The organism is Phyllobacterium sp. NPDC097923, assembly GCF_044760925.1.
Lineage (GTDB): Bacteria > Pseudomonadota > Alphaproteobacteria > Rhizobiales > Rhizobiaceae > Phyllobacterium > Phyllobacterium calauticae.
Genome location: NZ_JBIWBL010000001.1, coordinates 325,966 through 342,797 on the forward strand (window position 1 = coordinate 325,966; position 16,832 = coordinate 342,797).

Below are 16,832 nucleotides of genomic sequence, written 5' to 3' on the forward strand. Positions count from 1 at the left end.
GCGCTTCGTCCTTATTGGCGAATATCATTCCTTGATGCAACTGTAGGCTGCGGTGTCGTAGGGCAGGGTAACCTCCGCTTTTCCAGCGAGCGTCGGTTCGTTTGCGATAAGGGTGCGAACGTCGGCGGCAACCCGTTCCTGTTTCTCCGGTGGCAGGGCGGCGATGAAGCTGGTCGACAGCACCCGGTTGACGATAACGTCTTCTGGCGCACCAGTATGGTTGTTGGAAAAGTGATGTTCCCTCAACGCGCTGAAGCCATTGAACGGAAAGGGCTTTTTCCACTCACCGGTATGGTGCCGCGGCGTGTCGCCTTCATAGGGCGCAAAGATATCAGCCAGTTTTGCCACCCAGGGAATGCGCGCGTCCCGCGTGTTCCACACCAGCCCGAGGCTGCCGCCGGGTTTAAGCACCCTGCGGATTTCCGTGAGTGCGGCTTTGGTGGCAAACCAGTGGAATGCCTGCGCACAGACGACCGCATCGACGGATGCATCGGCAAGAGGGATCGATTCGGCTGTGCCTGATTTGGCCGAAATCTCGGGATGTTCATCGGTGAGTTTTTGCAGCATTTCGGCAACAGGTTCAATGGCGATGACCGCAGCGCCCGTCGTCATGAGCCGGCGCGTAAACTTGCCGGTTCCGGCGCCAAGATCGACAACGGTCTTACCGGGTTCCAGATCCAGTTCATCGCGCAACCATGCATCGAGTGCCGGCGGGTAGTCCGGACGGCCAAGAACATAATTGTCGGCCTTAGCGGCAAAACCCGTGGCAGCGGCGTGATGAATGGTGTTCATGATTTTACTCCGGATCATTGGCCCGCCAACCAGTATGGAAAGGCGGATTGGCGAAAACGGGGCGGGCAGGGACATGCCATGCTCATGCCGCAGTTCCCGTCTAATATAAGATGGCAAAATGTATATGACCGTTTTGCCCCCGGTTCGACAGCTGAAAAGCGGTCGAATCATTTGCGGCTGGTAATTTGTCACATTTTCGACTATACGGCCCGCAGCGACAGGCTTTGCCTGCCGCTTTAACCGGCCCCCGCTGGACGACATCCCGGCCGTGGGCATCCCGTTTTCCCTTCAAAAGAAAGGACATACGATGTCGATTACCGCTGAACGCAAGCAGGCACTGATCTCTGAATACGCAACGAAGCCAGGCGACACCGGTTCCCCGGAAGTCCAGGTTGCAGTTCTGACAGAGCGCATTGTCAACCTGACCGAGCACTTCAAGGACCACAAGAAGGATAACCATTCCCGCCGTGGTCTTCTCAAGCTCGTCTCGACGCGCCGCAGTCTCCTTGACTACCTCAAGGGTGTAGACGAAGGCCGCTACCAGACGCTGATCGAAAAGCTCGGCCTGCGCCGCTAACGGATTGGACCGGCGGGTGCGTTCAGTCGCTCCGCCGGTCTCTGTTTATCCCCGACAGGGATGAACGCTACCATGAGGCAGGTCATGGGGCAGGATTGCAGGCAACTCGGCCATACGAGTTGCACGTTGTCTTGCCCGTGATTGGTCTGAAACGAAACGGGCGAAACATGCTGCTATCCAAAGGGATGCGCGTATTTCCCCACTGAAGGACAAGATATGTTTAATCAACACAAAGTTGAAATCGAATGGGGCGGTCGTCCGCTCATTCTGGAAACGGGCAAGATTGCCCGCCAGGCTGACGGCGCAGTTCTCGCCACCTACGGCGAAACCGTCGTTCTCGCCACCGTTGTTTCCGCCAAGGAACCAAAGCCAGGTCAGGATTTCTTTCCGCTGACCGTAAACTACCAGGAAAAGACCTACGCGGCCGGCAAGATCCCAGGCGGCTACTTCAAGCGTGAAGGCCGTCCGAGCGAAAACGAAACACTGGTTTCGCGCCTGATCGACCGTCCGATCCGTCCGCTCTTTGCCGATGGCTACAAGAACGACACACAGGTCGTTCTGACGGTTATCCAGCACGATCTCGAAAACAATCCTGACATCATTTCGCTCATCGGTGCTTCCGCAGCGCTGACGCTGTCCGGTGTTCCATTCATGGGTCCGATCGGCGGCGCACGCGTCGGCTACATCGGCGGCGAATACAAGCTGAACCCGACCATCGACGAAATGGTTGAGTCGAGCCTCGATCTCGTTGTTGCCGGTACAGGCGAAGCCGTTCTGATGGTTGAATCGGAAGCCAACGAATTGGCTGAAGACGTCATGCTCGGCGCCGTGATGTTCGGTCACAAGAGCTTCCAGCCGGTTATTGATGCGATCATCAAGCTTGCTGAAGTTGCTGCAAAAGAGCCACGCGATTTCCAGGCAGAAGATCTTTCTGCTGTTGAAGCTGCGGTTCTCAAGGTTTGCGAAGCCGATCTGCGCGCAGCCTACAAGATCACCGATAAGCAGCAGCGTTATGCCGCTGTTGATGCGGCCAAGGCAAAGGTCAAGGCACACTTCTTCCCGGAAGGTGTTGAAGAGCCGGAATTCTCCGCCGAACAGATCGCGACCGTGTTCAAGTCGGTTCAGGCGAAGATCGTTCGCTGGAACATCCTCGACACGGGCGGCCGTATCGACGGACGCGACCTCTCGACGGTTCGTCCGATTGTATCGGAAGTCGGCCTTCTGCCGCGCACCCACGGTTCGGCCCTGTTCACCCGCGGTGAAACACAGGCCATCGTTGTTGCAACGCTCGGCACCGGCGAAGACGAACAGTATGTCGACTCGCTGACCGGCATGTACAAAGAAACCTTCATGCTTCACTACAATTTCCCGCCCTATTCGGTCGGTGAAACAGGTCGCATGGGTTCGCCCGGCCGTCGTGAAATCGGTCATGGCAAGCTCGCCTGGCGCGCTATCCATCCCGTTCTGCCTGCCAAGGAACAGTTCCCCTACACGCTGCGCACGGTTTCGGAAATCACCGAATCCAACGGCTCGTCCTCAATGGCGACTGTCTGCGGCACGTCCCTTGCCCTGATGGATGCCGGCGTTCCGCTGCTCCGTCCGGTTGCTGGTATTGCCATGGGCCTGATTCTCGAAGGCGAGAAGTTCGCTGTTCTGTCCGACATCCTCGGCGACGAAGATCACCTCGGCGACATGGATTTCAAGGTTGCCGGTACTGAAGGCGGTATCACTGCCCTGCAGATGGACATCAAGATCGACGGTATCACCGAAGAGATCATGAAGGTTGCTCTGGGTCAGGCCAAGGACGGCCGTCTGCACATCCTCGGTGAAATGGCCAAGGCTATCACCGAAGGCCGTTCGGAACTCGGCGAATTTGCTCCGCGCATTGAAGTCATGAACATTCCGACCGACAAGATCCGTGACGTTATCGGTTCTGGCGGCAAGGTCATTCGTGAAATCGTCGAAAAGACCGGTGCGAAGATCAACATTGAAGACGATGGCACGGTCAAGATCGCGTCCTCCTCTGCCAAGGAAATCGAAGCCGCCCGCAAGTGGATTCATTCGATCGTTGCTGAGCCTGAAGTCGGCGAAATCTATGAAGGCACGGTCGTCAAGACCGCAGACTTCGGCGCATTCGTCAATTTCTTCGGTCCGCGCGATGGTCTGGTCCATATCTCCCAGCTCGCTTCCGAGCGCGTTGCTAAGACCTCCGATGTGGTCAAGGAAGGCCAGAAGGTCTGGGTCAAGCTCATGGGCTTTGACGAACGTGGCAAGGTTCGCCTGTCGATGAAGGTTGTCGACCAGGAAACCGGCAAGGAAATCGTTCAGGAAAAGAAGCAGGCTGAAGAAGACGCTGAATAAGCCTCTTGCTTTGACGTGATGAAAGCGCGCCCTCGTGGCGCGCTTTTTTCTTGGCGGAGTTCGATTGTCGTGGAAGGTTGCCATTCCAGTCAATTCCGCTTCAGACAGACCTATTGATGGATGGATATTGCCATGGCCAACGGCGCACTCAAGACGCTCTTTCTGCCCTTTGAAGACGGGATACTGCCGGTTCCCGGCGCGGGCAGCGCATGGCTGTTTCTTGGCGCCGAGGTGGAGCGCGACATCGATCCTGCATGGAAAGATGTGCTGACAGCCTTTCAACCATTCAGGCCGGATTACAACGCATTGCAAAAAGCGGGCTTCCAGGCGGTTTCCCGTCTTGAGGGTAGGGAAAGCTTCAAGGGCGCGCTGATCCTTCTTGGCAAGCATCGTGGGCGCAATGAGGCATGGCTGGCGCAGGCTTTGCGCCATGTCGAAGCGGGTGGCCTGATCGTGGTGGGCGGCGACAAGAAACTTGGTATCGACAGTTTCCGCAAGACGGTCGAGAAATTTGCGCCGGTCACCGACCGGCTGTCCAAGCACCATGCGGTGGCTTTCTGGTTTACGCGGCCCGAGGCTCTCGATGAGGCACAGGTGGAGGCGCTTGTGGCCGAACCGACTCTCGTGGAAGAGCGTTTCACCACCGCACCCGGCATGTTTTCCCACACGGCCATCGACAAGGGCTCGGCGCTGCTCGTGAAGCATTTTGCCGGACGCATCAGCGGCCATGTCGCCGATTTCGGCGCCGGTTGGGGCTATCTTGCCAGCGAAGTCCTGAAACATCCGGAAAAGCTGAAATCGCTGGCAGTCTATGAGGCGGATTTTGAAGCACTGGAAGCGGCAAAGCTGAACCTTGCCGGTGCAACCGAGCTGCCTTTGTCATTCCACTGGCATGATGTGAATGGCGAAGCCATCGCCGAGATTTACGACACGATCGTCATGAACCCGCCATTCCATGCGGGACGCAGTGCCGACCCGACCATGGGGCAGGGTTTCATTGCGGCTGCCGCCAAGCGGCTGAAGCCGGGCGGCAGACTGCTGCTCGTTGCCAACCGCCAGATGCCCTACGAGGCGGGTCTGAAGGCACTCTTCCGCTCAGTCCTGCCGATTGAGGACACTGCCGGTTACAAGATCATCGAAGCGAAAAAATAGTCAGTTCAATCGCCGCCGCCGGATACCGCACAGCCTCGTTTCTTCGATGGCCGCCTCGCTCATCCACGCCATGGATTTGAGGCTGACAACGATCCGTTGCAAAATGGCGGGACGTGGTCCGCTGCGCCAGGTATCGCTGGAATAGAGCGCTTCCTGCGAAGCGTTGAGGTGGTCGAGATTGTCATAGGCGCGCACGAGGAAATAGGCATCGGGGTGATGCTCCGATTGGCCGAAGTCGACCACGTCCATATCGATGGACTGGTGTATGGGCAGGCTTTCCTCGCACACCAGTTTGTGGAATTCGGCTCCTGTTCCCGGGCACAGGCTGTAGATAAGCGTTTCAACGAGGCGCATGGTGGGTCTCCTGACATTCCTGACGAAAAAGGGAGGCCCACTTTCAACAAAAATCCCGCAAAACCAAGCCTGGTCTCACGGGACTGCTGTCAATTCTGGCAGGAGGGTTTATTCCTTGCCGTCGTCGGATTTCTTCAGTTCTTCGAGCGTTGGCATCGATACGATGTTGTAGCCGGAGTCCACATAGTGGATTTCGCCGGTCACGCCGCTCGACATATCCGAGAGAAGATAGAGCGCCGAGCGGCCGACGTCGTCGATATCGACGGTGCGGCGCAGCGGCGCATTGCGCTTCTGGTAGGAGAACATGGCGCGTGCGTCGCCGATGCCGGCGCCAGCCAGCGTGCGGACCGGACCGGCGGAGATCGCGTTGACGCGGATGCTTTCCGGGCCGTAATCGGCGGCGAGATAGCGCACCATGGCTTCAAGGGCAGCCTTGGCCACGCCCATGACGTTGTAGTTCGGCATGACGCGGGTCGAGCCGCCATAGGTCAGCGTCAGGATGGAGCCGCCATTCGTCATCAATTTCGAAGCACGCTGCGCCACTTCCGTGAAGGAATAGGCTGATATCACCATTGTGCGGCTGAAATTGTCGCGCGTGGTGACATCGGCATAGCGGCCCTTGAGCTGCGACTTGTCGGAAAAGCCGATGGCATGCACGACGAAATCAATCGTGCCCCATTCCTTTTCAAGGGTCTCGAACACGGCGTCGACGGTTGCGATATCCTCAACATCACAGGGAAGCAGCAGCTTGGAGCCGAGTTGTTCCGCGAGCGGCGCAACGCGCTTGCCGAAGGCATCGCCCTGATAGGTGAAGGCGAGTTCAGCGCCGTTGTCGGCCAGTTCCTTGGCAATGCCCCAGGCAATGGAATGGCTGTTCGCGACCCCCATAATGAGACCGCGTTTGCCTTTCATCAGTTCACCCATATTCTTCCCTCTCAACCCTGGAAACGCTGGAACACCAGCGTTGCATTGGTGCCACCAAATCCGAAGGAATTGGTCAGCACCGTATCCAGTTTGGCATTGTCGATCCGCTTGCGCACAATAGGCATGTCCTCGAATGCCGGATCGAGTTCTTCAATATTGGCGCTCTCGGCGATGAAATTGTGGTTCATCATCAAAAGCGAATAGATTGATTCGTGTACGCCGGTGGCACCCTGCGAGTGCCCGGTCAGTGATTTTGTCGCCGAGATCGGCGGGCAACCGGCCTCAGCCGTGCCGAACACTTCGCGAATGGCTTCGATCTCCTTGAGATCGCCAACCGGTGTCGATGTGGCGTGCGGATTGATGTAATCCACCTTGCCCTTCACGTTCTCGATGGCCATCCGCATGCAGCGGGCGGCGCCTTCACCGCTTGGCGCAACCATGTCGGCACCGTCCGATGTCACGCCGTAACCGACGATTTCGCCGTAAATCTTGGCGCCGCGCGCCTTGGCGTGTTCCAGCTCTTCCAGAACCAGCACGCCTGCGCCGCCGGAGATGACGAAACCGTCGCGGTTCTTGTCATAGGCGCGCGATGCAACCGAAGGCCGGTCGTTGAACTTGGAGGACATGGCGCCCATGCCGTCGAAAAGCACGGAAAGCGTCCAGTCGAGATCTTCGCAGCCGCCGGCAAACATCATGTCCTGCTTGCCATACTGGATCATCTCGAAGGCATTGCCGACGCAGTGATTGGACGTCGCGCAGGCCGATGAAATGGAATAGTTGACGCCCTTGATCTTGAACCATGTGGCAAGCGTTGCCGATGCGGTCGAAGACATGGCTTTCGGCACGGCGAACGGGCCGACTTTCTTGGATGAACCCGATTCGCGGGTTTTATCGGCAGCCTCGACGATGGTGCGGGTGGATGAACCGCCGGAACCCATGATGATGCCGGTGCGCTCGTTGGAAATCTGGCTTTCATCAAGACCGGCATCGGCGATGGCCTGGTCCATGGCCACGTGATTCCATGCGGTTCCCCCGCCATGGAAGCGCATGGCGCGCCGGTCGACCAGCGTTGCCGGATCAAGCGTGGGAGCGCCGTGCACCTGACTGCGGAAACCGTATTTTGCATAGTCTTCCGCGAAGACAATACCCGATTTCGCTGCACGCAGGGATTCCAGCACCTCCTGCACGTTATTTCCGATAGAGGACACGATACCCATCCCCGTCACAACCACTCGCCGCATTGCGATCTCCTTGAAGGTGCTGCGCTGACCGATAGGGTCAGGCAGCGCTTTCCTTGAATAGGCCAACCCGCAGGTCGGTTGCCTTATAGATAGTTTCGCCGTCGGCTTTTAGCCAGCCGTCCGCAATGCCCAACACCAGACGACCGCGCATGACGCGCTTGAAGTCGATGCCATATTCGACGATCTTGGTCTTCGGGGTGACCATGCCGGTGAACTTGACCTCGCCGGTTGACAGCGCGCGGCCCTTGCCGGGCTCGCCGAGCCAGCCCAGATAAAAGCCGGTCAGCTGCCACATGGCGTCGAGACCAAGGCAGCCCGGCATGACGGGATCGCCAATGAAGTGACACGGGAAGAACCACAGGTCCGGCTTGATGTCGAATTCAGCACGGATGTAGCCCTTGCCATTTTCGCCGCCGGTCTCGGAAATCTCGGTAATGCGATCAAACATCAGCATGGGTGGCGCTGGCAACTGGGCATTGCCCTGACCGAACATCTCTCCGCGGGCGCAAGCAAGGAGCTCTTCATACCCGTAGCTTGATTTCTGTTCTGGCATTCTGTCTCCCATCAATTGCTTCAATGCTGGCGCTTTTGCGCGGGCGGACCCTATCACAGAGTGTTTCTCGCTGAAAACGGTCTGTTGGCTTATCCCTAACGGAATGGCTGAATTGCGGCCTATTGATCGATTTCGCAAGACGGCATATATCAATGATGTAACACGATAGACAACAGTCTATGGTGAGACTTTTGATATCATTTAACGGAGTGGCAGACGGGCCATGCATATTTCTTATGAGATTGATGCCGACGTACCCTTGCAAGAGCGCCTGCGCTTTGCGGGTTTGCGTCCCACCCGTCAGCGTGTAGCGCTTGCCAGTCTGATCTTTGCCAAGGGCGATCGTCATCTTTCGGCGGAAGAACTGCATGAAGAGGCGCTCGGCGCCAATGTGCCTGTTTCCCTTGCGACGGTCTACAATACCCTGCACCAGTTCACCCAGGCAGGCATGCTGCGTATCCTCGCCGTCGAAGGCGCAAAAACCTATTTCGATACCAACGTTTCCGATCACCATCACTTTTTCGTCGAAGGCGAGAACCAAGTGATCGATATTCCGGATGGCTCGGCCATGGTCGGCCATCTTCCGCCGGTACCGGAAGGCATGGAAATCGTCAACGTGGACATCATCATCCGCCTGCGCAAAAAACGCGGCTGATCCAATCGCATATCAATGATGACGGATTGTGCAGTCTGACGGGCATGTGAGGCAAGCCCGCCCGGATTCTATGGATCAATCAAACTTCTCGCCGGGATAGGCACCCCAGATATCCGATTGGCGCATCCAGCCGCTGGCGCCACTGAATATCAGCCGGCACCAATCCCCATTGCACATCTTGAGGGTTGCCAGAACGCCGGGCTGCACCTGCGCCACGATGCCCGCCTTGTCATCGGCGCTGCGATAGACATTCAGCATGACATTGTCCTTGTCACGCTGCCACGGGGCGGTCATCGCTGTGCGCTTGCCGGAGAGGAGGGATTGATAGACCCAGCCTTCGGTTCCCTCGGAATCGCGAATGCGCCGCCAGTTGTCATATTCCTGGACAATTTCCACCGGCAGGCCCGATTTCAGAAACAGCCACGTCACGGCGTAGTCGCGCCCCGGTCCGACGCGCAAATTGACGCGGCCGGGTTTGAGGCTGACAAAACGCGGCAATGGCAGGCCGCTTGGGCCAACCTGTTGGGCGGCATAAGCCGTGGCAATGCCGGGAATCGCCGCGGGAACGGCGAGGGAAAGGGCCGACGCAATACCGGCGGTCAGTGTGAAAGAACGAATAAATGAGATGCCCAACAAAATCAGTCCTTCATCGTTCTGAGCTCTTTTCCGGCAATTATGCGGTTGAACAAGGAACGATCCCTATTTTTCTTTGTCTTTGACGCGCCGCCTTGATAGACAAGTATCGGAGCTCAAGAGCAATTGCAGTTTGCAATGACTTGGTTAAAGAGGTCTCAATATCATCGGAAAAAGGGAGGGGAATATTGGTTAACAAAAAGCCTCTGGTCGTCATCACCCGAAAACTGCCCGATTCCGTTGAGACGCGCATGCGTGAACTCTTCGAAGCGCGGTTGAATGTCGATGACCGGCGGTTGTCAAAGGCGGAACTGATCGAAGCCGTCCAGCAAGCCAATGTTCTCGTGCCCACGGTTACCGACCGTATCGATGAAGAGATCATCAATGCGGCCGGTCCGAATCTCAAGCTTATCGCCAATTTCGGCAATGGCGTTGACAATATCGACGTTCCTGCCGCCGCCAAGCGCGGCATCACTGTCACCAATACCCCCAATGTCCTGAGCGAAGACACCGCCGACATGACCATGGCCCTTATGTTGGCTGTGCCTCGGCGCTTGGTGGAAGGCGCATCCATTCTTCTCGATGACGGCAAATGGGAGGGCTGGGGCCCGACTTGGATGCTTGGGCGGCGTATCTGGGGTAAGCGCCTCGGCATTGTCGGCATGGGCCGTATCGGCACTGCCGTTGCCCGCCGCGCCAAGGCTTTTGGCCTGTCGATCCATTATCACAACCGCAAGCCGGTCAGTCCAAGGACAGAAGTCGAGCTGGAAGCAACCTATTGGGACAGTCTCGATCAGATGCTGGCCCGAATGGACATCATCTCGGTCAACTGTCCGTCCACTCCAGCGACGTTCCATTTGCTCTCGGCGCGGCGGCTGGCGCTGATGCAGCCCTCTGCTTTCATCGTCAACACGGCGCGCGGCCAGATCATCGATGAGCAGGCGCTGATCGCCCAGCTGGAAACCGGAAAGCTCTCCGGCGCGGCGCTTGATGTCTTCGAACACGAGCCTGCAGTCAATTCAAAGCTCCGTAAGTTGGCCAAGGCGGGCAAGGTCGTCATCCTGCCGCATATGGGTTCGGCAACGCTGGAAGGCCGCATCGACATGGGCGAGAAGGTGATCATCAATATCCGCACCTTCATTGACGGGCATCGTCCGCCGGACCGGGTTTTGCCCAACCTCGTTTAAGCCGGTATCGCGGCAACAGCGCGAATTATTGAACGCTGACCATCCCGGCAATATCAATCGCGAGCGTTTGATCGATCAGCGGGGTAAACTCCCTGCGGTCAAGTTTGACAGCCATGGGCGTTGCGTGGCCCATCTCCTGCGCGACAATCAGGCCAAGGAGGAGAATGGCGTCGGGTTCATGCAGGATGATGGCGGCGGGTGCGAGGCCTGCAGAAACGAGTTCCAGAAGCACGGCCGCCGCCGATGACGACCCGATGGTTCCCGGCAGGCACAGAACCTTGCCGCTGATGGCGATGCCGTGCTGCGGATGGCGCACGTCGGCAATCCGTCCGGTCTTGGGATTGACGCCGCCCCAGAAGCTGATCGAGGCTGTCAAAACCAGCGCCTCTGCCAGAGTTGGCTGGCCTTGCACGAGAATTTCTGTTTGAAACCGGTTCATTCGGCAGCTCCAAACACCGGACGCCCGGTAACGGCACTTTCCACACATTCGGCCATGGAGCCGTAAATAACGCCATAACCCGTATTGCCCGGCGCATAATGGGCAAACTTTCCCGAATTGGTCATCAGCACGGCATTGTCGATATCGGGCAGGATGGGCGTGACGACGACACAGGTATCGGCGACGATAATGACGCCGCTTTGTTCCAGCAGCTGGCGCTTGCCGCTGCTTTCCAGCGCGGCGAGGACATGGCGGCCGGTGCAGGCATAGAGCGGAACATGGAGACGACGTCCGGCGATCAGCCGCTCCAGCCGATCAAACTCGGCGCCGGAAAGATGCGGGCTGCCGATAGCCACGGCATGAATGGCGTCTGCACCGGCCGCTGTTGAGAGCCTGCGCCGGGAATCCCGGATCATGTCGGTGGTGACCTTGATCACCGCTTCCGGCGCCCGATGCTGCAGGGCGGTGGCAAGGTCCGGCGCTTCGGGCGTAACACCCGCCACGTGGAAGAGCCCGACGGCACCGGCAGAGGCCGCTGCAGCGCCAAAGGCTTTCAGTGCATCTTCTCCCGGATGATGCTCGATACCGGCGACGATACCCACGGCATCGCCCATTTCCCGCCCGTAAAGACTGCCAAGGATCGGCCACGCGGCCTCGGACGCCAGGAACTCCGCGTCCAGCCCCGATACATCGAAGATGATTTTGGCCCGGCGGTTTTCCGGGAGATGAAATCCGTAGTACGGGGCGTAGCCTGCAATCGCGCAGGCGATATCGAGAAAGTCGCCATAGCGGTTGGTCCGCGCGCCGAAGACAGAATTGCAGAACACCACCGCATTGGATTCGCCCCAAGCGACGTCGCTGCCGTAGGCGGGGCGGTGCCCGGCCTGATAGGGCGCGCATGTCCATGTCGGTTCGCAGCCGAGCGTCCGGTAGGCATCCATCATCCGCCGGGCCATGCCGCGCTCATGCGCCTCCAGCCGGTTCTTCGAACAGCCGGTCAAGTCAAGTGAGCCGACATTGAGCGTGGCTCTCACGGCAACCCTTGCCCCGCCTTCCACGAGCTTCTCGGCAAACAGCGTGCCGGAATCACCGTGATAGAGTGCGCCGTCGATATGGGCGGACGCGATGGGAATGAGCGACGGGGCGCCCATCAAGCGGGCTGTCGCCGCGACAATGCGCAGAGCCATTGCCGCACCCTCGCCGCGTGCACCATTGGCGATTGCCCTTTGCTCCGTAGTCAGATCAAGCGCCATGGCGAAGGGCCTTGTCTCCGCTCACGCCGCAGCTCCGGCGGTGTTTGCCTTGTACTTGATCGTCTCGAAGCGCGAGCTTAATGCATCGTAAAGCAGCAGCCTGCCGATCAGCGGCTCACCGATACCGGTGATCAGCTTGATGACTTCGGTGGCCTGCAGGCTGCCGATAACACCGGGGAGCACGCCGAGAACACCGGCTTCCGCGCAGGCAGGCACGAGACCTGGCGGCGGCGGGGACGGGAAGAGATCACGATAGGACGGGTTCTGTTCGCCCTTGCCGTTCCGTTCATAGGGTTTGAGCGTTGTCAGGGAGCCGTCGAACCGTCCGAGCGCTGCGGAAACCAGCGGGCGTTTTCCCGCTGCACAGGCATCGGCAAGCAGATAGCGTGTGTCGAAATTGTCCGAGCCGTCGACGACGATGTGATAACGGCTGATGAGATCGGCGGCATTATCGGGTGCAATGCGCGTTTCATGGGCTTCGACCGTGACGTGCGGATTGATCGCGGCAATGGCACGGATGGCGCTTTCGACCTTGGGCGAGCCGACGAGGTCGGTGTCGTGTATGACCTGCCGCTGCAGATTGGACAGCGAAACCCGGTCATCATCGACAATGCCAAGCGTACCGACGCCTGCGGCCGCCAGATACTGCAGCACCGGCGCGCCCAGTCCGCCAGCGCCCACGACAAGCACGCGGGCGCGCTTGAGCTTCTGCTGGCCGGGACCGCCGATCTCCGCCAGGATGATGTGACGGGCATAGCGTTCAAGTTCGGCGGAGGTGAAGGCAGGGTTTTCAGGGTCGCTCATGGCGCTACATTAGAACAAGATGGACCCCGAATGCAGCATCCGATTTGTCTCAGGCAAGAAATTTCAACCCGGCAATGCCGGAGACGATCAGGCCGATGCAGACGAGACGGATGACCGTTGCCGGCTCTCCGAAAAGATACATGCCGAGCAGCGCGGTGCCGACCGTGCCGATGCCGGTCCAGACCGCATAGGCGCTGCCCACGGGCAGCTCACGCAGGGCAAGGCCCAGCACGAGAACGCTGATCACCATGCTGGCGCCGGTCAGTACCGACGGCGTCAACCGGGTAAAACCGTCGGTGTACTTGAGCCCGATGGCCCAGCCGATTTCAAAGAGTCCTGCGACGACGAGATAAATCCAGGCCATGACGACCATCCTTTTCCATGTGCGGGCCGTCCCGGCTTGTGTTCAGACGCAGCCTTTTACGGCCGCGAGGAGGTCGTCCTCCAGAGTTCTATCTAGGCTGGCGGAATTGTCGGGGCAAGTTTCCGGTCGCTGAGTAATTTTGGTGTTTAACATCAAGCGGAATGAACGAAGATCATCCCCAACGATACCCCGAATACCACACTCCAGCCGGGGTGCAGGCAAACGCCACCAAAGCGGCGGCGTTCAGAGGTTCACAACAGGGAATCACAGCAGCCGGGCGCCTATGGTCGCTTGGGTATATCGAGACCGCGCTGCACCGCCGGGCGTGCAAGCCCGCGCTCGAGCCAAGCCGGGACATTCTTCAGGCTGGCATAGTCGACCAGTTCGCCCGCACCATAGAAGCCAACCAAGTTGCGAACCCAGCCAAGCGTGGCGATATCGGCAATGGTGTAGTCGTCATCCATGATCCACTGACGGCCTTCAAGATGGGTCTCGAGCACGCCGAGCAGACGTTTCGATTCAGTCACATAACGCTCGAGCGGACGTTTGTCCTCATACTCCCGTCCGGCAAACTTATGGAAAAAGCCGACCTGACCGAACATCGGGCCAATGGCAGCCATCTGGAAGAACACCCACTGGATGGTCTCGTAGCGCCGGGCCGGATCAGCAGGCAGGAATTTGCCGGTTTTCTCGGCGAGATAGAGCAGGATCGCGCCGGATTCAAACAGCGGCAGGGGCTTGCCGCCCGGGCCATCCGGATCGATGATAGCGGGAATCTTGCCGTTGGGGTTCAGTGACAGATATTCCGGCGTCCAGCTTTCATTCCTGCCGATATCAACGAGATGGGTCTCATATGGCAGCCCAAGCTCTTCCAGCATGATGGATACCTTCACGCCATTGGGCGTCGGCAGCGAATAGAGCTGAAGGCGGTCGGGATGCTGTGCCGGCCAGCGCTTGGTAACAGGGAAGGCAGAAAGATCAGACATGGGAATTCCTTTGTTGGATCAAGGCACCGAGCGATAACAGCCCTGTGTCCATGGAGGCCTTGTTTCATGGGATTGTTGCAGAAAGAATTCGATTCTCCGGCATGCTAACACGGCCGCAGGCGGGCTTGCCATCATCCGCTTTATCCGGCGCGCACTTCTCCGTGCGACACGTCAAAAAACTGGGCGCGGCCGGCAAGGCTGGAAAACAACGAGCGGTCCGTGCCCGTCATGAAGGCCTGTCCGCCAAGGTCTTCGATGATGTCAAAAAGGGCGGCGCGGCGGCCTTCATCAAGGTGGGCGGCGATCTCGTCCAGAAGCAGGATGGGTGCCATTCCCGCCAGTTCTCCCGTGAGGCGCGCATGCGACAGGATAAGACCGATGAGCAGTGCCTTCTGCTCGCCGGTGGAGCAGAGTTCGGCAGGCATGGCCTTGGGCCGGTGGCGTACGAGAAGGTCGGAGCGGTGCGGGCCATCCAATGTGCGTCCCGCCGCCCGGTCACGGCTGCGTCCGTCGTGCAGTGCGCGGCGAAAGGCCTCCTCAACGTCTGTTGCCGATTCGATACCGATGCGTGCTTCCAGCTCGCCGTCGAGGATGCAGTCTGCCTTGGGGAAGGGACTGTCATCCGGCAGGCGTTCGATCATGCCGTTGATCAGGCGCATGAGCTCGGCCCGGGCAGCGGCAATCGCGATCCCGAGCTCCGCCATGGGGGTTTCAATGGCGTCAAGCCAGGCGCCGTTGCTGCGCTCTTCCGTCAGCAGGCGGTTGCGGCTGCGCATGGCCTTCTCATAGTCAAGCACACGGCGGCCATGCGCCGGATCGATGGCCAGCACCATCCGGTCGAGAAAACGCCGCCGGTCCCCGGCCGCGCCGGTAAAGAGGCCGTCCATCGAGGGCACCAGCCAGAGGATGCGGGAATATTCCAGGAGGTCGTCGGCACTGGATGCGGTGACACCATTGATGCGTACCCGCCGCGCGGTATCGCCCGGTGCATTGCCGGCAAGTCCGGTGCCGACATCCACGGAGCCTTCCTCGGTCTCGATGGCGGCATGGATGGCAAAACCGTCGGGCGCGTCATTGCGCGTGACATCCGTATAGGTGGCACGGCGCAAACCGCGGCCGGGAGAAAGAAACGAGACGGCTTCCAGCAGATTGGTCTTGCCTGACCCGTTCTCGCCGGTCAGCACCACATGCGACGGTCCGAGCCGCAGTGACAGGTTTTCGTAATTGCGGAAATGCGCAAGCTTCAACCGGCTGATCGAAACGCGGGCCGGTTTGCCCGCGTCCGTTCTGGGATCATCGGTCACAGCGGGATTGTCCGTTTGCGTCAAACCCGCATCGGCATGAGCACGTAGAGTGCATTCGCATCGCCCGTATCCCGCACCAGTGTCGGCGAGCCGGCGTCGGCCAGCATGAAGATCGCTTCCGAGCCGGAAAGCTGGGCAGTGATGTCGAGGAGATATTTGGCATTGAAGCCGATCTCGATCGGATCGGAGTCATAATCAGCCGCAAGCTCGTCCGTGGCGCTGCCCGAATCCGGATTGTTGACCGTCAAGGTCAGCTGGCCATCGGCAATCGTCAGCTTGACGGCGCGGCCGCGCTCGCTCGAAATCGTCGAGACGCGGTCAACGGCAGACGCAAAGCTCTGGCGGTCGATGGTCAGTTTCTTGTCATTGCCGGATGGAATGACGCGCTGATAGTCCGGGAATGTGCCGTCAATCAGCTTGGAGGTCAGAACCACGGAGCCGATGGTGAAGCGGATCTTTGTGTCCGACAGTTCGATGGTCACGGCAATGTCGGGATCATCGACAAGCTTCTGCAACTCGGCAACGGTCTTGCGCGGGATGATGATGCCGGGCATGCCTTCCGCGCCGGAAGGCGCTTCCAGCTCGGCGCGGGCCAGACGATGTCCGTCCGTGGCCACAGCGCGCAGCTTCAGCGAACCCTCGCTCTCGATGGCATGGAAATAGATGCCGTTGAGGTAATAGCGGGTTTCTTCCGTGGAGATGGCGAATTGCGTCCGCTCAATCAGGCTTTTCAACGCCGTGGATGTGATGCGGAATGTGTGTGTGAAGGATCCTGCAGTCAGTTCGGGGAAATCCGATTGCGGCAGGCACTGCAGGCGGAAATTCGACCGGCCCGAGGTCACGGTCATGGAATTGCCGTCGGCATTGGTTGCCAGCATCACTTCCGCGCCGTCGGGCAGCTTGCGGACGATGTCATAGAGCAGGTGCGCCGGCACGGTGGTGGCACCGGACTGCTCGATTTGCGCGGCAGTGGCTTCGGTGACTTCAAGGTCAAGGTCCGTGGCCTTGAGGGCAAGGCTTGCACCCTCAGCATGCAGAAGAACGTTCGAAAGAATCGGAATGGTGTTGCGTCGTTCGACCACGCGGTGAACATGGTTGAGCGACTTCAGAAGATTGGAACGTTCAAGAGTTACACGCATGATAAACCGGTCTCACTGTCTTATTCGACCCAAAGCCCGGAAGGGCCTGCGGCGCTTTTTCTGGCGAGAGGGCGAAGTTCCCCCAAGGTCAAGCAAATTGGCAGAAAGTCACCC

At 59.0% G+C, this 16,832-nt stretch carries 18 protein-coding genes; 5 read left to right on the forward strand and 13 right to left on the reverse strand.

All coding sequences use genetic code 11. The annotated features are described in order from the left end of the window. Positions 1 to 24 precede the first annotated feature (24 nt). Positions 25 to 792 (reverse strand): class I SAM-dependent methyltransferase, encoded by a 768-nt coding sequence (locus ACIQWS_RS01645; protein ID WP_403169603.1) that lies wholly within the window; start codon positions 790 to 792, stop codon positions 25 to 27. A gap of 307 nt (positions 793 to 1,099) precedes the next feature. Between ACIQWS_RS01645 and rpsO the strand changes: the two genes are divergently transcribed. From rpsO to ACIQWS_RS01660, 3 genes are all read left to right on the forward strand, one after another. Continuing rightward, positions 1,100 to 1,369: a 30S ribosomal protein S15 gene (rpsO, locus tag ACIQWS_RS01650; protein ID WP_105736700.1), complete on the forward strand. Its 270-nt coding sequence runs from the start codon at positions 1,100 to 1,102 to the stop codon at positions 1,367 to 1,369. Positions 1,370 to 1,585: 216 nt separating this feature from the next. Further along, a complete protein-coding gene (gene pnp / locus ACIQWS_RS01655; protein ID WP_403169606.1) occupies positions 1,586 to 3,730 on the forward strand; it encodes a polyribonucleotide nucleotidyltransferase in 2,145 nt (714 codons plus the stop codon). Positions 3,731 to 3,862: 132 nt separating this feature from the next. Beyond that, positions 3,863 to 4,882 carry a class I SAM-dependent methyltransferase gene (locus ACIQWS_RS01660; RefSeq protein ID WP_403169609.1) on the forward strand — a complete coding sequence of 340 codons (1,020 nt, stop codon included), beginning with the start codon at positions 3,863 to 3,865 and terminating at the stop codon, positions 4,880 to 4,882. On the opposite strand, the gene ACIQWS_RS01665 is transcribed toward ACIQWS_RS01660, so the two are convergent. From ACIQWS_RS01665 to fabA, 4 genes are all read right to left on the reverse strand, one after another. Next, a complete protein-coding gene (locus ACIQWS_RS01665; RefSeq protein ID WP_403169611.1) occupies positions 4,883 to 5,236 on the reverse strand; it encodes a hypothetical protein in 354 nt (117 codons plus the stop codon). Positions 5,237 to 5,344: 108 nt separating this feature from the next. Continuing rightward, on the reverse strand, positions 5,345 to 6,160 hold the full coding sequence (fabI, locus tag ACIQWS_RS01670) for an enoyl-ACP reductase FabI (protein ID WP_403169614.1): 816 nt from the start codon (positions 6,158 to 6,160) through the stop codon (positions 5,345 to 5,347). Positions 6,161 to 6,171: 11 nt separating this feature from the next. Then, positions 6,172 to 7,401: a beta-ketoacyl-ACP synthase I gene (gene fabB / locus ACIQWS_RS01675; RefSeq protein ID WP_105736691.1), complete on the reverse strand. Its 1,230-nt coding sequence runs from the start codon at positions 7,399 to 7,401 to the stop codon at positions 6,172 to 6,174. A 37-nt stretch (positions 7,402 to 7,438) separates the two neighbouring features. Further along, positions 7,439 to 7,954, reverse strand: coding sequence for a 3-hydroxyacyl-[acyl-carrier-protein] dehydratase FabA (gene fabA, locus ACIQWS_RS01680; RefSeq protein ID WP_105736690.1), 516 nt, complete (start codon positions 7,952 to 7,954; stop codon positions 7,439 to 7,441). Between the two features lie 223 nt (positions 7,955 to 8,177). On the opposite strand from fabA, the gene irrA reads away from it, so the two are divergent. Continuing rightward, on the forward strand, positions 8,178 to 8,609 hold the full coding sequence (gene irrA / locus ACIQWS_RS01685) for an iron response transcriptional regulator IrrA (protein ID WP_105736688.1): 432 nt from the start codon (positions 8,178 to 8,180) through the stop codon (positions 8,607 to 8,609). Positions 8,610 to 8,684: 75 nt separating this feature from the next. On the opposite strand, the gene ACIQWS_RS01690 is transcribed toward irrA, so the two are convergent. Beyond that, a complete protein-coding gene (locus ACIQWS_RS01690; protein ID WP_374042648.1) occupies positions 8,685 to 9,242 on the reverse strand; it encodes an SH3 domain-containing protein in 558 nt (185 codons plus the stop codon). Positions 9,243 to 9,427: 185 nt separating this feature from the next. Between ACIQWS_RS01690 and ACIQWS_RS01695 the strand changes: the two genes are divergently transcribed. Further along, the gene (locus ACIQWS_RS01695) at positions 9,428 to 10,429 is read left to right on the forward strand and encodes a D-glycerate dehydrogenase (RefSeq protein WP_223612408.1); all 1,002 of its coding nucleotides are present in this window, start codon (positions 9,428 to 9,430) and stop codon (positions 10,427 to 10,429) included. 25 nt (positions 10,430 to 10,454) lie between these two features. Here the strand turns inward: ACIQWS_RS01695 and ACIQWS_RS01700 are convergent, their stop codons facing one another. The 7 genes from ACIQWS_RS01700 to dnaN form a co-directional block, all read right to left on the reverse strand. Further along, positions 10,455 to 10,868, reverse strand: a complete 414-nt coding sequence (locus tag ACIQWS_RS01700) for an aconitase X swivel domain-containing protein (RefSeq protein WP_403169619.1) — start codon at positions 10,866 to 10,868, stop codon at positions 10,455 to 10,457. Next, entirely contained in the window at positions 10,865 to 12,121 is a 1,257-nt protein-coding gene (locus ACIQWS_RS01705) for an aconitase X (RefSeq protein ID WP_403169622.1), read from the reverse strand. Before ACIQWS_RS01705 ends, ACIQWS_RS01700 begins: the two co-directional genes overlap by 4 nt. A gap of 21 nt (positions 12,122 to 12,142) precedes the next feature. Beyond that, positions 12,143 to 12,925 carry a molybdopterin-synthase adenylyltransferase MoeB gene (locus ACIQWS_RS01710; RefSeq protein ID WP_346306228.1) on the reverse strand — a complete coding sequence of 261 codons (783 nt, stop codon included), beginning with the start codon at positions 12,923 to 12,925 and terminating at the stop codon, positions 12,143 to 12,145. A gap of 49 nt (positions 12,926 to 12,974) precedes the next feature. Continuing rightward, positions 12,975 to 13,289 carry a quaternary ammonium compound efflux SMR transporter SugE gene (gene sugE / locus ACIQWS_RS01715; protein ID WP_105736796.1) on the reverse strand — a complete coding sequence of 105 codons (315 nt, stop codon included), beginning with the start codon at positions 13,287 to 13,289 and terminating at the stop codon, positions 12,975 to 12,977. Positions 13,290 to 13,570: 281 nt separating this feature from the next. Then, positions 13,571 to 14,275: a glutathione S-transferase N-terminal domain-containing protein gene (locus tag ACIQWS_RS01720; protein WP_403169627.1), complete on the reverse strand. Its 705-nt coding sequence runs from the start codon at positions 14,273 to 14,275 to the stop codon at positions 13,571 to 13,573. A 140-nt stretch (positions 14,276 to 14,415) separates the two neighbouring features. Beyond that, positions 14,416 to 15,579: a DNA replication/repair protein RecF gene (gene recF, locus ACIQWS_RS01725; RefSeq protein ID WP_403169630.1), complete on the reverse strand. Its 1,164-nt coding sequence runs from the start codon at positions 15,577 to 15,579 to the stop codon at positions 14,416 to 14,418. A 20-nt stretch (positions 15,580 to 15,599) separates the two neighbouring features. Next, positions 15,600 to 16,718 (reverse strand): DNA polymerase III subunit beta, encoded by a 1,119-nt coding sequence (dnaN, locus tag ACIQWS_RS01730; RefSeq protein WP_403169633.1) that lies wholly within the window; start codon positions 16,716 to 16,718, stop codon positions 15,600 to 15,602. Between the last annotated feature and the right edge of the window lie 114 nt (positions 16,719 to 16,832).